Origin of the sequence: Gordonia sp. i37 (genome assembly GCF_002043085.1) — a bacterium.
Lineage (GTDB): Bacteria > Actinomycetota > Actinomycetes > Mycobacteriales > Mycobacteriaceae > Gordonia > Gordonia polyisoprenivorans.
Window position 1 is genome coordinate 1 of the sequence record NZ_MVPX01000138.1, and the last position, 13,950, is coordinate 13,950.

Sequence of the window (13,950 nt, forward strand, 5' to 3'; positions counted from 1 at the left end):
TGTGCCGCCAACTCCACGATCGTTTCGAATGCGGCCGCGCAGATCTGTTCGGGTGTCCGCGGATCCGGGGACCCATCGGGCTGAGGTTTCGGCGCCGACAAGGTTTCCATCAAAGTACGTGTTTTCTCCCCGGCGATGATGTCGAGGTTCGCCGAGATCTCCAACCGGCCGTCGTCGGTGATGCGGTCGGTGTAGGAGTTGATCGTCTTGTCCTCCGCGGCCGGTAACCCGCCCGGTGTCTCGGCCGCCAACTCGTTCCCCAACTGTCGCGCGTAGGTGTTGATCTCGGCGGGGGTGAAGCCGGCGAAGTAGTGCGACAGCAGTTTCCGCAGATACTCGCAGCGTTGGACGGTGTCCAAAGGTTCGGGGCATCGGGTGTCGATGTGCGCCAGTCCGCGGACGATGGCGTCGGTGTGTTCTGACGAGATGGACCCGTCCGCGGCGTGCGCCAACAACAGATCCACATCGGTGGTGGCGGCGATCCGCACGTACCGACCTGCGACGGCGGGTGCGAAGCCCATGCTGATCAACAGTTCTCGGAGTCGGGTGGCTTTATGGTCGGCCACGCCCAGTCGGTCCAGTTCACCGGTGAGGGTGGTCGCGTGATGATCAACCAGGTTCCGCAACAACAGGACTTGCTTCATCGCGCCGAAGGCCTGCGGTCCGGTCATCTGCGGGTTCCACTGCAGGCCGCTGAGTCGGCTGACGATGTCGGCGAAAACCGCTTCGGCGTCGACAGTTCCAGCGTCGAGAGCTTCAGTGGATTCGATCATGGACCCCTCCCCAGTGGCTGATCGGCGTATGGCTCCAGTCTACATCGCCAGTGTGTTCGACGCAAGAGGTATTTTGATCAATTCTGCTTGTGGACAATGTATTTCGGCGCCGATTTTCTGTCGGTGGGGTGTGGTAGGGGTGCGGTTTTCGTTTGCCATGCGTTCGATGTGGTTGTGGAGCTTGTTCTCTCGCCGGGTCTCGAGGCCCGGCCATCGGGCGCGGTGGGTTGTTCGGCCATCGGGTGGGGTGCTCGTCGATCGGGGAACCTGCCTAGACGGTCGGGAGCACTGCGTCCGCGGCTCCAATGTGCAGACGCGGCTGGTGCAGCGCGGGCGTGTGCGAGTTCGGGTGGCGTTCGGGTCGTGGGACGGTGGATGTGGTTGGGAGGCGTGTTGTCTCACCGGGTCTCGAGGCCCGGCGCCTGGGGCGCCGTGCACCTCGACCACCGAGGGAAGAGGTCTCTACGGTCGGGTAGGGCTGGTTGCTCGACCACCGGGGGAAGAGGTCTCTACGGTCGGGTAGGGCGGATTGCGCGACCATCGGGGAGGGCGCACCGACGTCGGGAGCGGCGCACCGACGTCAGGGGGATAGCCGGGTCATTGAGTGGCGAGAGTCCTCGGTGGAACGACGGTCAGGACTGGCAGTAGGGGCACCAGTAGATGACCCGGTCCTCGCCGGGAGGGCCGAGGAAGCCGCGGCGGATGAGGGTTCCGCATCGGCGGCACGGGCGACCGCGTCGGCCGTAGACGTAGACCCGGGCGTGTGGACCGGTGGCGCCGGTGGTGGTTCGCGCGGTGCGCATCCGGTTGGCCCAGAGGACGCGATGGGCGAGATCGACCATCGCGGGAACGTCGACCTCGGCGACCGGACGTTCGGGGAGAACGCCTCGGAGGAAACACAATTCGCAGCGATACTCGTTGCCGACGCCGGCCAACAGGTGTTGGTCCAGTAGTGCGAGGCCGATGGGTGTGTCGGGGTGTGCTTCGATGCGGCGTACGGCTTCGGCGGCATCCCACTCCGCGCCGAGCAGATCGGGGCCGAGGTAGGCGAGGTCGGACTCCGGCGTGGTGAGGAGTTCGAGGATGCCGAGCGAGAAGCCGACTGCTTCGGTGGTCTCGGTGCGCAACACGACCCGTGCCTCATGGCCGGGCCGACGCCATTTCGCGCCACGGGCGTGCACATCCCAGATCCCCTCCATCTTGAGGTGCGAGTGGATGCTGACGGGAACGTCCAGGTCGTCGCGGGACACGTCGATCAACAGGTGCTTGCCACGCGAGCGAACGCCGGTGACCACGCCACCGGACAGATCCCGGGTCGCCAGCCGAGGAACCCGGAAGTCGGTGTGGGTGAGTACCTTTCCGGCGAGGGCGCCGCGCAGACGCGCGGCGGCACGAAAGACGGTGTCACCTTCGGGCATGGTGTCCGTACCGTAGGCGTAGACCGCGTGGTGTGGTCGAGAAGCCGGCGTCGACGAGGATGGCAGCGAGGTCGGACCGCAACGATTCGGCGCCGTCGATCTGATCGATCGCCAGCCGCGACACCCGGCCGTCGTGCACGACTCCGGCCAGAGCCGTTGCTGCCGAACGCAATACACTCTCGCTGTCCTCGAAGGTCAGGACGGTCTTCCCGCCGCGCTCGACGTAGATCGTGAGAACGCCGTCCACCAATACCGCCAGCGCACCAGGCTTACGCCCGGGCCGATGACCGCTCTCGGGGCGGTCGGGCCACGACAGAGCGGCACCGTAGGGATTCGCCGGATCGGTGGCGGCGAGGACGACTGCGGTGTGCGTGGACGTGTCCCGATGATCGAGGGTGTGTCGGCGCAACTCGTCGACGGTCGCCGGGGCGGCGAACTGCGCTCCGCCGAGTCCGTCGACGTAGTACCCGCGGCGGACGAATCCGTTGTCCTCGAAGATGTTGAGGGCCTTGTAGATCCGTGCGAATCCGCCGACCACACCTTCGGCGACCACCGCGCCGCGGGTCACCACGCCGTACCGGGTGAGCAGTTGATCGCAGAGAACCTGGGTGGACACGGTCGGGTCCGTGGCGCGACCGGGCAGGGTGAACCAGCGCCCCGCCACGGTCGGCGGGGTCGATACCGGCGGAGTCGTCGAGATCAGATGGCGGGTCGTGAGTCGCGACGAGCGCAGCCGGGGCGCGCGGGCACGAGATCGGTGTGCCGGGGCCGTGCGGGATCCGCCGGACGATCGTGGCGTGAGCAGGGCCCGGACCGGCGCGAACGAGTCGTTCGACAGACGACCCGACCAGACCAGGTCCCACAGTCCTGATTCCACTTCCGCGGTGATCGCGGTCATCGATGCGGTGGCCGGTGCGTCGAGGTCGGCGAAGTCGCCCACGAACTGCGCGAAGCGCAAGCCGCCGGAACCGGTGAATGTCTCCAGCAGTCGGCGATGCACCTCGGTCGTGTCGATCTCGTCGGGCCCGGGCAGCAGCACCTCGGTGAGATCGGCCGGGCACAACCGGATCCAACCGTCCGCACCGCCGATCCGCCCCGCGCCCGACCAGACCACCTCACCGGAACCGAGGAGCTCGTCGAGCATGGCGGGGCTGTAGTCGGCGACGCGCGACGGCAGGATCAAGGATTCCCATGCCGACGCCGGAAGCGGTAGTCCGGCAAGCTGATCGATCGCCACCGACACCCCGTCCACCCCCGTCAGCCGATCGTCGTGGTCGCCACGGCCGGCCGTGCGGGGTGTGACGTGCTGCCATCCCATGAGAAAGCGTGACAGGGTGGCGTCGTCGACCGGCTCGATCTCGGCGCGGCTCGCGGCGAGCGACCCGCGCCGGATCTGCCCGAGCACGTCGCTGTGACACCACTGGGTACCGGTTGCCTCGGGCAGGAAGTCGCCCTCGATCACCTTGCGTTCGCCGGCCATCCGTACCAGCACGTCGCGGATGACGGCGACGCCGAGCCCGAGCGAATCGGCTGCCTCGTCGACGGTGAACGGGCCGTGGGTACGGGCGTAACGGTGTACGAGGTCGCCGACCGGGTCGGCGACCGGTTCGAGGAACGCTGCGGGCACCCCGAGCGGTGCGGGTACGCCCAACGCATCACGGAGCCGCGCGGTGTCCTCGATCGCGGCCCAGAGTGCGCGCCCCCGCTGACTCACCGAGATGATCGTCCCGTCGCGATGCAGAGCAGCGAGAACCGTTGCCGCATCGACCGGTTGGGCACCGGCGGATACGGCATCGGGATCGTCGCCGCGGTATCGGGCGTCGACCTCCTCGGTGGTCAGCGGCCCGAGCCAGCGCAACAGATCGACCACGTCCTGGGCATCGCGGGCCTGCCTCGACGGCTCGAATCGTTGGAGGCGGTTGGTCACCTCCGTGATCACCGCGGGGTCGAGGAGTTCGCGCAGATCGACACGGCCGAGGAGTTGGGCGAGCAGAGCGGTGTCGAGAGACAGTGCCGCGGCCCGCCTTTCGGCGATCGGCGCGTCGTCGTTGTACATGAAGGCACCGACGTAGCCGAAGAGCAACGATGCCGCGAACGGCGAGGGTGACTCCGTCTCGGTCTCGACGACCCGCACCCGGCGGGTGGCCACACTGCGCAGCAGATCGATCAGCGCGGGCAGGTCGTAGACATCTTGCAGGCACTCCCGGACGGCTTCGAGCACGATCGGAAAGTCCGGGAATTGCGAGGCCACGGCCAGCAATTGGGCACTGCGCTGACGCTGTTGCCACAGGGGGGCACGCCGACCGGGATCGCGACGCGGTAACAGCAATGCGCGGGCGGCGCATTCACGGAATCGCGAGGCGAACATCGACGACTCGGCGAGCGCATCGGTGACGAGTTGCTCGATGTCGTCGGGGTCGATGGTGAAGACCGCAGCGCCCGGCGGGTTGTCGTCGGTGTCGGGGAGTCGCACGATGATGCCGTCGTCGGAGGCCGTGACGGCGCCGTCGAGACCGAGCGTCGTCTTCAGGCGCGCTGAGATGGCCGACGCCCATGGCGCATGAACTCGTAACCCATACGGGGAGTGCAGGATCAGCCGCCAGTCGCCGAGTTCGTCGCGGAACCGCTCGACGACCAGCGTGCGGTCGGTGGGCAGATGGGTGGTGGCGTCGCGCTGTTCGGCGATGAGCGCACCGAGGTTGTCGCGGGCGTAGGTGGTCAGGCCGAGCTCGTCGGCGCGGCGATCGAGTTCGGCGCGGTCGGCGATCTCACCGGTGAACCGGCCGATGGCGGCCCCGAGTTCGGCCGGCCGGCCCACCGCGTCACCGATCCAGAACGGCAGGCGTCCCGGCTGCCCGAACGCCGGCGTGACCAGCACCCGATCGTGGGTGATGTCCTCGATCCGCCAGCTGGTGGCTCCGAGCGCGAAGACGTCGCCGACGCGTGATTCGTAGACCATCTCCTCGTCGAGTTCGCCGACGCGCGTCTGTTTCTCGCCGACCATGAACACACCGAACAGGCCACGGTCCGGAATTGTGCCACCGGAGGTGACGGCGAGCCGCTGGGCGCCGCGGCGTCCGATGAGCACGTTGCGTTCTCGGTCCCAGGTGACGCGCGGACGCAGTTCGGCGAATTCGTCGGACGGGAATCGTCCGGAGATGAGATCGAGGGTGGCCTCGTACACGCCGCGGCCGAGCTCCCGATACGGTGCACTGCGGCGCACTACCTCGAACCACTCGTCGACGTGGAGCTCGTCGATGGAGGCTGCGGCGATCGTCTGTTGGGCCAGGACGTCGAGGGGGTTGGTGGGTACCCGCAGCTCCTCGATCTCACCCTCCCGCATGCGCGATACCGCGACGGTGCAATGAATGAGGTCGGTGCGGTGTTTGGGGAACAGTACGCCCTGACTGATCTCGCCGACCTGATGCCCGGCTCGGCCGATGCGTTGCAGACCACTGGCCACCGACGGCGGCGCTTCGACCTGGACGACGAGATCTACTGCGCCCATGTCGATTCCGAGCTCGAGGGAGCTGGTGGCCACCACACATCGCAACCGGCCGGTCTTGAGTTCGTCCTCGATTTCGGCGCGCTGCTCCTTGCTGACCGACCCGTGGTGTGCCCGGGCCAGTAGGGTCGTGGCCGCCGAGGACGCTCCGCTACCCATCACCATCGCCGGAGCGCCCCCGGCGACCCGCGGGTTGGCCGCAGCGGTCACCGCGGGGGGCGCGATGCGGGATTCGGCGATCTCGTTGAGCCGTGCGGTCAGTCGCTCGGCGAGGCGACGGGAGTTGGCGAACACGATGGTCGTGCGATTGGCATCGATGAGATCGACGATCGCCGATTCGACGTAGGGCCACAGCGATCCCGCGGTCGGGGAGAACGCGTCGTCGAGATCCTCGGAACCGGGTGCGTCCGGTGGCGGCGGGATGTTGGCCATGTCTTCCACGGGCACGTCGACGCGAAGATCGAACGTCTTGCTCGCGGGTGGACGCACGATCGTGCACGGCGCGGCACCGGCCAGGAAGCCCGCGACCACCTCGGGTGGGCGGACGGTCGCCGACAATCCGATGCGCTGTGCAGGTGTTTCCAACAACTCGTCGAGACGCTCGAGGGACAGCGCCAGATGGGTGCCGCGTTTGGTGCCGGCCACCGCGTGGACCTCGTCGATGATCACGGCCTCGACGCCGGTCAGTGTCTCCCGCGCCGATGACGTCAGCATCAGGTACAGCGACTCCGGGGTGGTGATGAGGATGTCCGGGGGTGTGCGGACCAGGCTGCGGCGGGTCGCGGCGGGCGTGTCCCCGGATCGCAGGCCGACGGTGATCGCCGGCTCGGGATCGCCGAGTTCCTGCGCCGCGCGGGTGATGCCGGTCAGCGGTGCACGCAGGTTGCGTTCGACGTCGACGGCGAGGGCCTTGAGCGGTGAGATGTAGACGACTCGGGTGCCGCGTGCCCGATCCGGGCGCGCCGCGAGCCGGTCGAGGGCCCACAAGAATGCCGAGAGGGTCTTGCCCGAACCGGTGGGGGCGATGACCAGCGTGTGGTTGCCGTCGGCGATCGAGGACCACGCCCCGGTCTGAGCGGCGGTCGGCTCGGCGAAGGTGCCGCTGAACCACCGCCGCGTGGGGGCGGTGAAGCGATCGAGAACCGACGGCGCAGCCATTCACCCATCATCCATGTTGCCTCCGACAAAACGCCGCGACGGTTGTTCTGCTCGTTTTGTCCGATGGGTCGCGCCGGTCACATTTGTCGGGTATAGAGTTCTCGCCAGATGCTGACGGAAACCCGGTGTGAGTCCGGGACGGTCGCGCCACTGTGAGCCGGGCCGGGGAGTCACCCCGCCCGACGAGTCAGGATTCCGCCGAGCATCGATCCGACAAGCGCTGGGACGCGTCATCCCACGAAAGGACCTCCGATGGTTGCAACCACCCACCAGAACAAGGCACGGGCCCTCGCGGTACCCGACCTCTCCGTCGCGTCGGCAGCCCTGTGGCTGACCGCCACCTTCATCCTCGCCGCAATGGCCTACTACTTCATCGGATACGACCAAGGTGCCTGGTCGGTGTTCGGCAACGACACCCACATCCACGAATTCGTGCATGACTCCCGGCACTTCCTCGGCTTCCCCTGCCACTGATCGAACGAGCACGGGAGACAACCGAACATGGAAAAGAAATTCATCGGCGCCGGTCTGCTGTCGGGACTCGTCGCCGGGATCGTCGCCTACGTCTTCGCTCGGATCTTCATCGAGCCGCAGGTGGCCAAGGCCATCGACTACGAGGACGGACGCAGCGAGGCCGAAGAGGCTCTGATGACCGCGCATGGGCACGGCGGCCACGAGCACGGCGCCGAGGTGTTCACCCGCTCGGTGCAGGAGAACATCGGTGCGGGCGTGGGGACCATCGTTTTCGCGGTGTCGATGGGCGCGTTCTTCGCAATCGCGTTCACGGTTCTGTGGACCTACCTGGCGCATCACCGCGCCGGAGCCGACCCACGCTGGGCGGCGGCCCTGATCGGGCTCCTCGGCTTCGTCGCGGTCTTCGGGGTGCCGTTCTTCGCATACCCGGCCAACCCGCCGGCCGTCGGCGACGACGACACCATCGGTGCGCGATCGACGGCGTACCTCACCCTCACGGTCATCTCGGTGGTCGCGGTGATCGCGGCGGTCGTTGTGGCGCTGTGGCTCCGGCAACGCTGGGGAGGGCTCGCGGCCTCGGTGGTCGCCGCCGTCGGTTACCTGGTGGTCGTGACCATTGCGATCGCGCTGCTGCCCGAGTTCCATGAGGTTCCCGACCCGGTCATGAACGGCGACGCGATCGTCTTCCCCGGATTCCCGGGCGCGGTGATCGGCGACTTCCGGGTGTATGTGATCGCCAACCAGGTGATCCTTTGGACCGTTCTGACCACGACCTTCGCGGGAATCATGACCTGGCTCAGCCGTTCTGATCCTGCGCGCCGGGCGACGACACCGGCCGCGGCACACAGTAACTGATCGCTGCTCCACGTCCGCCCTGCACGATCGTGGGGCGGACGTGGTGCGTTCGTGGGGTCTGCCGAGAAGGTGGGTGGGTCAGATGAGTACGCAGTCGCCGCAGACGGCGCCCCGATCGCCGCTGACCCGATAGATCAAACAGCAACTGCGCCGGCGGAATCCCGGTCCCGCGCGTAACCGCCCGTCCTCGACATGGGGCTCGGCGAGAACACGGTCGGCCGCGGCGACGGCGAGATCGCCGTGTTCGGGGCGCGCCGTCGCGATGAGTCTGGCGGCGCTGTTGGTCGCCGAGGCGACGTTGCCCCACAGCGTTCGCCCACTCACCCCGAATGCGTCGCCGACGGCGTCGGTGAGTGCGCCGATGATCCCGTCGGCCAGGTTGGGCCGGGCGTCGGTCGCCGCGGTGGTGACCGAGAGCGGATAGGGCCCACCCAATTCGTCCTGCCACCAGAGGTCCGCGGCCGTGAACGATATCGGCGGTTCGTCGAGCGCCTCCACAGCGATCATCGGAGCGATGAGACGAGCGACGAGCCCGAGGTGGGTGACCGACGCAGCCACCCTCTGCTCGACACGTGACGTGCCGCCCACCCCGAGTGCGGCACGCACACGGTCCACGCGCGACTCCAGCATGCGCGCGTCCTCGAGTAGGTCGGCCATCGTGAGCCACGGTGCATCACCCCGCTGCCCGCGGGCGTGCGTGGCGACTCCGAAAAAGGGGCCGAGGTCGTCGAGGGAGGAGGTCACTGCCGGACGAGCGTAGCCTGCTCGCCGATGGTCTGTGGGGTCGACGGATGCATCCGGTTCATCAGGGCACCGAAGACCATTCCGATGACCAACCACACCAGAGCCTGGTTCAGGATCGAATACCACCGGAACTTCCAGAGGACGTCGGCGTCGAAGCCCGGATAGACGATCTGCCCTGGCGCATAGACCCTTCCGTCGATCGTGAGTGGGCGATCGAGGATGTTGGTGATGGGTTGCGGTGTCTCGGTGGCGGCGCGTGCGAAGCCGAACTCGCTGGTGTGGTCGACGTTTGCCGACAGGTCACCGAGAGACGGCAGCACGGCCAGAACGATGCCGAACAGTATGAGGAAGCCGACTCCGGCCACGAGGATCGCGCGTTGCGTACCGATCCGGGAATGCAGACGATGTACGACGTAGACCGCGAGACCGAGTAGGACGAGTGAGATCGCGACCATTGCGAGGTAGAGCTGACCGCGGGTTTCGATCGTGAAGGTGTGCCCGATCGCCGGTGGATTGGCCGGGTACTTCACGAACGGCAGCAGGTAGATACCGAGAAAGCCGAAGCCTGCGATGAGCCAGGACAGATACTGCGCGCGCAGTGCGGTCCGGCCCATGAGGATCAGGTAGGCGACGGCCACCAGAGCGCCCATCGCGACCGAGAAGCCGATGATGCCGGTGGCGATGCCGACGGTCGACTGGATCGTCCGGCTGAAGATCTCCGGACCATCGGGTTCGGTCGCCCGACCGGCTGCCTGGTTGAGTGCGTTGAGGACGTCGTCGCGGCCTGATTCGTAGTCGATGGCCTTGTTGATGACGGGTTCGGCGAAGACACGAGCAAAGACGAAGCCCAGGATGCCGGCGATCAGTCCGGCGAGGGCTCCGCGCCCGATGACGCGGAGTTCGGTCATGAATCCGGCTCAGTGGCAGGGGAAGCCGAGGAAGTGGCGAGCGTCATGAACCCACTCGTGCACGACCATGGTGTGCCCGAATACCGAGGTCATGCCTTCGTCGACACCGATGAAGTAGTAGGCGAGCAGGGCCAACAGGACGGTGATCCCCAAGATCAGCGCTACGCGCGTGCGCGACAGGGCTTCGGGGGAGACGGCGACACCGGGCTGCGGCGTGGCGACATGGGTACTCATCGGGACCTCCTCGGGGTGACGCGCCCCGGTTGTCGGGCTATGGCTCGACGGCGACGTGTCTGACTGACCCGCGGGCGCGAGTTCACAGTGGCGCAACCGTCCCGGAATCGCACCGGGTTCCATACGCCGTCTGTCATAAGCAGACCAGTTGCGAAAGCGCAGGTCAAGCGCGTGTCCGTATTGAGCCGATTGTCCTTACCCGACTGTCTGGCCCATGAAGACACAATTGTGCCTTTCTGTGTCTTGACGCTGATCGTGACGACTGACACAGTTGGACTGAAACAAGTTCTCATGGCAGCCGACGGGCGCTGTCCGATGATTCTGCGAGGTGTCGATGTTCGAGTGGTCCGATGAAGATCTGATGGTGCGCGACGCCTTGCGGGCGTTCATCGACAAGGAGATCCGGCCGCACATCGACGAGCTCGAGACCGGCCAGCTCCCGCCCTACGACATCACCCGAAAACTGTTGTCCACCTTCGGTGTCGACGCCATGGCCAAGGACGCGCTGGAGAAGGAACTCGAGGCCGAGGCGGCCGGCGAGAAGCCTGCGGGCGGCGGCGGAGCCGGCATGGCCGGGTCGATGTTCATGATCGTCAACATCGAACTGGCCGGGGTCTGTCTCGGTCTGGTCGGCTCGATGGGCGTCAGCATGGGCCTGACGGCGTCGGCGATCCGGGGTAAGGGCACCCTCGCGCAGAAGAAGCGGTGGCTGCCCGAGCTGGTCACCATGGAAAAGGTCGGGGCCTGGGCGATCACCGAACCCGACTCCGGCTCCGACGCCCTTGGCGGCATGAAGACCACCGTGCGCCGCGATGGTGACGAGTATCTGTTGAACGGACAGAAGACGTTCATCACCAACGGCCCGTACGCCGACACCATCGTGGTCTTCGCCAAACTCGACGACGGCTCGGATACCCCCATGCGCGATCGCAAGGTGCTCTCGTTCGTTCTGGACAAGGGGATGCCCGGACTCACCCAGGGCAAGGCGTTCAAGAAGATGGGCATGATGAGTTCGCCCACCGGCGAGCTGTTCTTCGACAACGTCCGCCTCGGTCGGGACCGGCTGCTCGGCGAGACCGAGGACACCGGGTCCGACGCGCGCGGCGCCGAGGGGGCGAAATCCGGTTTCACCGCCGAGCGTATCGGGATCGCGGCGCTGTCGATGGGCATCATCAACGAATGTCTGCGCCTGAGTGTCGATTACGCGAAGAACCGCAAGCTGTGGGGCCAGGAGATCGGGCGCTTCCAGCTGATCCAGCTCAAACTCGCCGAGATGGAGGTGGCGCGGATCAACGTGCAGAACATGCTCTTCAGTGCGATCGAGCGGGCCAAGGCCGGTAAGCCGCTGAGTCTGGCCGAGGCGTCGGCGATGAAGCTCTACTCGTCGAAGGCGGCCACCGATGTCGCGATGGAGGCCGTGCAGCTCTTCGGCGGCAACGGTTACATGGCCGAGTACCGCGTCGAACAACTTGCGCGCGATGCCAAGTCGCTGATGATCTATGCCGGCAGCAACGAGATCCAGGTGACCCACGTCGCCAAGGGGCTCCTGGCCTGAAGGGCGGTGGACGGGCCACCGGGATACCTCCGGGGGTTCGACGCCGTCGGCCGCGAATCGCCCCGGCGATCGGTGGACCGAGACGATCCGTGTGGTACTGCGAGTCGTTCTCGGTCACCTCACGCGCCGGTGAACACCAGCACGATCAACGCGATGTTGAGTAGCACGATCATTGCCGACGCAACGGTTACCAGGATGCGCAGCGGCCAGCCGTCGGCGAACTCGCCCATGATCGAGCGGTCGGACGTCAGCCGGCCCAGCGGGATGATCGCGAACGGGATGCCGAAGCTCAGCACCACCTGTGAGAGCACCAGTGCCCATGTGGGATCGACCCCGACAGCGAGAACGACCAGGGCGGGGATCAGCGTGACCAGTCGGCGAACCAGCAGCGGCACCCGCTTGTGCAGAAGCCCGGCCATGATCGCCGCACCCGCCGACGATCCCACCGAGGTGGCGGCCAGGCCGCTCGCGAGCAGACCGATCGCGAAGATGGTCGCCATCGCCGGCCCCATCGAGTCGGCCACGGCATGGTAGGCGCCCTCGATGGTGTCGGTGCCCTGCTTGCCCAGCAGGTTCTCCGCGGCCAGGAGCAGCAAGGCGATGTTGACGGCGCCGGCGACGGTCAGGGCGATCACCACATCCCACCGGGTCACGCGGACGAGTTTGCGTCGCCGGGGCAGACTTTCGGTGACCCCGTGGCGATCGATGACCAGCGCCGAATGGACATAGATGGCGTGCGGCATGACCGTCGCACCCAGCATCGATGCCGCGAGTAACACCGTCTCGGGTCCCTCGAGACGGGGGATCATCCCGCCGAGCACATCGCCGGCGGTCGGCGGGTTCACCACGAGCCCCGCGAGGAAGCCGACCACGATGATGGCCAGCATGCCCACGATCACCGTCTCGAAGACGCGTTGGCGGCGAGGGTTCTGCAGCAACAACATCAGCGTCGAGATGATGCCCACGATCACCCCACCCAGGACGAGGGGCAGGTCGAACAGCAACTGCAGGGCTATCGCGCCGCCGAGGACCTCGGCGAGGTCGGTGGCGATCGCCACCACCTCGGCCTGAACCCAGAATGCTTGGCGTTTGCGGCGACTCAGCCGCTCTCCGAGGAGACCGGGCAGGCTGCGGCCGGTGACGATGCCGAGTTTGGCCGACTGATACTGGATGAGCATCGCGATGAGATTGGCGACGACGAGCACCCACACCAGCAGGAAGCCGTAGCGCGCGCCCGCGGTGATGTTGGCGGCGACGTTGCCGGGATCGACGTAGGCGATGGCTGCGACGAAGGCCGGGCCGAACAGCGCCACGTGACGCAACGAGCGCATCCGGCGGCCGTGTATGCGGCCGCGCGTCGATCCGGCCTCCGATCCGCTCTCGCGGGTGTCCACCTGGCTCACCAGCTCAATGTGGCACACCGGCGGCCAGTGATCAAGTCGTGCGAAACAAAAAGTTCGGGTAGCCGAAAACTCATGTCCGGCCGAGTCGCCAGATCCGGTCACGGGACATGGGGGTCTCGTACGGACGGGTGCCGATGGCGCGCCGAATGGCATTGGCCAGAGCTGCCGCCACCGGGTTGAACGGCGATTCGCTCATCGACTTCGCGCCGTAGGGTCCGAGGCGGTCGGAGGTCTCGGCGAACATCACCTCGGTGACCGGGATGTCGGCCATCTGCGGTACCCGATAGGTCCGCAGAACCGGTGTCAGCGGTACGCCCTTGCCGTCGAGCATGATCTCCTCGTACAGCGCCGAGCCGATGCCTTGCGCCACACCGCCTTCCACCTGGCCGAGACATTGCTGGGGATTCATCACCGTGCCCGCGTCGGCGGCGTGCACCGACTGCAGGATCGCCACCGCACCGGTCTCGGTGTTCACCGCGACCCGAAAAGCCTGGACGTTGAACGCGATCGAGCGCAGATCGCCCCGTTCGATGCCGGTCGCCACGACGCGCGGTCCGGTCGCCGACTCCTGCCGGTGCTCGGCGTCGACAGCAGCGATCAGATCGCCGAAACCGATCACCGTGGCATCGACGAGTGCTCCGTCCGGGCACAGGCGCACGTCGGCGGCATCGCGTCCCGACAGCGTCGTGGCCGCCTCGACCAGCAGTTCGCGCAACCGCAGGGCCGCGCCGTGGACGGCCTTGCCGGCCACCGTGGTGCCGGCCGAGGCGAACGCTCCGGTGTCGTAGGCGGCGGCATCGGTGTCGCCGTGGCGCAACGACACCCGGGACAACTCGGTCGACATCGCGCTGGCCACGATCTGGGCTTGTACGGTGGTGGTGCCGTTGCCGAATTCGGCTGTGCCCGAGCCGATGTGGTAGGGG

10 protein-coding genes, 1 pseudogene and 2 riboswitches are annotated in these 13,950 nt (G+C 67.0%); of the genes and pseudogenes, 3 read left to right on the plus strand and 8 right to left on the minus strand.

The annotated features are described in order from the left end of the window. The 3 genes and pseudogenes from B1964_RS06490 to B1964_RS06500 all read right to left on the minus strand — a co-directional run. Positions 1-773: pseudogene (locus tag B1964_RS06490) on the minus strand (DUF222 domain-containing protein); the annotation flags it as partial. A gap of 632 nt (positions 774-1,405) precedes the next feature. Then, the gene (locus tag B1964_RS06495) at positions 1,406-2,191 is read right to left on the minus strand and encodes a DNA-formamidopyrimidine glycosylase family protein (protein ID WP_079929271.1); all 786 of its coding nucleotides are present in this window, start codon (positions 2,189-2,191) and stop codon (positions 1,406-1,408) included. After that, positions 2,178-6,854, minus strand: coding sequence for an ATP-dependent helicase (locus tag B1964_RS06500; protein WP_079929272.1), 4,677 nt, complete (start codon positions 6,852-6,854; stop codon positions 2,178-2,180). Before B1964_RS06500 ends, B1964_RS06495 begins: the two co-directional genes overlap by 14 nt. An 84-nt stretch (positions 6,855-6,938) precedes the next feature. Further along, positions 6,939-7,073, plus strand: a riboswitch (cobalamin riboswitch). Positions 7,074-7,106: 33 nt separating this feature from the next. Between B1964_RS06500 and B1964_RS06505 the strand changes: the two genes are divergently transcribed. Both B1964_RS06505 and B1964_RS06510 read left to right on the plus strand, forming a co-directional pair. Then, positions 7,107-7,328: a CbtB-domain containing protein gene (locus B1964_RS06505; RefSeq protein WP_014359551.1), complete on the plus strand. Its 222-nt coding sequence runs from the start codon at positions 7,107-7,109 to the stop codon at positions 7,326-7,328. A gap of 27 nt (positions 7,329-7,355) precedes the next feature. Then, positions 7,356-8,183, plus strand: a complete 828-nt coding sequence (locus tag B1964_RS06510) for a CbtA family protein (RefSeq protein WP_079929273.1) — start codon at positions 7,356-7,358, stop codon at positions 8,181-8,183. A 78-nt stretch (positions 8,184-8,261) separates the two neighbouring features. Here B1964_RS06510 and B1964_RS06515 read toward each other — a convergent pair whose 3' ends face one another. From B1964_RS06515 to B1964_RS06525, 3 genes are read right to left on the minus strand one after another with little or no spacing between them, the layout of a single operon-like run. After that, positions 8,262-8,927, minus strand: a complete 666-nt coding sequence (locus B1964_RS06515; protein ID WP_006367478.1) for a (2Fe-2S)-binding protein — start codon at positions 8,925-8,927, stop codon at positions 8,262-8,264. Beyond that, positions 8,924-9,835, minus strand: a complete 912-nt coding sequence (locus B1964_RS06520; RefSeq protein ID WP_006367477.1) for a CbtA family protein — start codon at positions 9,833-9,835, stop codon at positions 8,924-8,926. The genes B1964_RS06515 and B1964_RS06520 overlap by 4 nt, the downstream gene beginning before the upstream one ends. Positions 9,836-9,844: 9 nt before the next feature. Further along, a complete protein-coding gene (locus B1964_RS06525) occupies positions 9,845-10,069 on the minus strand; it encodes a CbtB-domain containing protein (RefSeq protein WP_014359555.1) in 225 nt (74 codons plus the stop codon). A 31-nt stretch (positions 10,070-10,100) separates the two neighbouring features. After that, a riboswitch (cobalamin riboswitch) is annotated at positions 10,101-10,233 on the minus strand. A 170-nt stretch (positions 10,234-10,403) separates the two neighbouring features. On the opposite strand from B1964_RS06525, the gene B1964_RS06530 reads away from it, so the two are divergent. Then, the gene (locus B1964_RS06530) at positions 10,404-11,624 is read left to right on the plus strand and encodes an acyl-CoA dehydrogenase family protein (RefSeq protein ID WP_006367475.1); all 1,221 of its coding nucleotides are present in this window, start codon (positions 10,404-10,406) and stop codon (positions 11,622-11,624) included. Positions 11,625-11,743: 119 nt separating this feature from the next. Here B1964_RS06530 and B1964_RS06535 read toward each other — a convergent pair whose 3' ends face one another. Further along, entirely contained in the window at positions 11,744-13,027 is a 1,284-nt protein-coding gene (locus tag B1964_RS06535) for an Nramp family divalent metal transporter (protein WP_079929274.1), read from the minus strand. A 70-nt stretch (positions 13,028-13,097) separates the two neighbouring features. Further along, positions 13,098-13,950: molybdopterin cofactor-binding domain-containing protein (locus B1964_RS06540; RefSeq protein WP_172398765.1), on the minus strand; the 853-nt coding region annotated here is incomplete at its 5' end.